Below are 442 nucleotides of genomic sequence, written 5' to 3'. Positions count from 1 at the left end.
CGGGTCGTGGTCATGCGCAACGGGCGTATCGCAGGCGAAGTCCAGCAGTCCGATCTCTCCGAGGATTCCATCGTTTACCTCGCCACTGGCGTTCACGAAGAAAGGGCGGCGGAAATCGCCGCAGGCCACGCATGACCGAAACCGTGCTTCGCACCGGCGCCGAAAAGCGCAGATTCAACATCGACATGCGGGCGCTCTCACCCTTCATCGCCCTCATCGTGCTGGCGATTGCCGGCGCGCTCATCAATCCAGATTTTCTGACGACCTCGAACATCCTCAACGTCGTCACACGATCGGCTTTCATCGCCATCATCGCGGTGGGGGCCACCTTCGTGATCGCCGGTGGCGGTCTCGACCTCTCCGTAGGCTCCATGGCGGCCCTCACGGCGGGCGTGATGATCCTGACCCTCAACTCGCTCGGCGCAGCGGATGTGAGCACGCT

General features: G+C 62.7%; 1 pseudogene. It reads left to right on the top strand.

Going from position 1 to position 442, the window contains the following annotated elements:
- Positions 1 to 131: 131 nt before the first annotated feature.
- Positions 132 to 442, top strand: a pseudogene (locus E4K09_RS04685) (ABC transporter permease); the annotation flags it as partial.

The organism is Microvirga pakistanensis, assembly GCF_004458765.1.
GTDB lineage: Bacteria > Pseudomonadota > Alphaproteobacteria > Rhizobiales > Beijerinckiaceae > Microvirga > Microvirga pakistanensis.
This window is presented reverse-complemented; position numbering and strand designations above follow the sequence as displayed.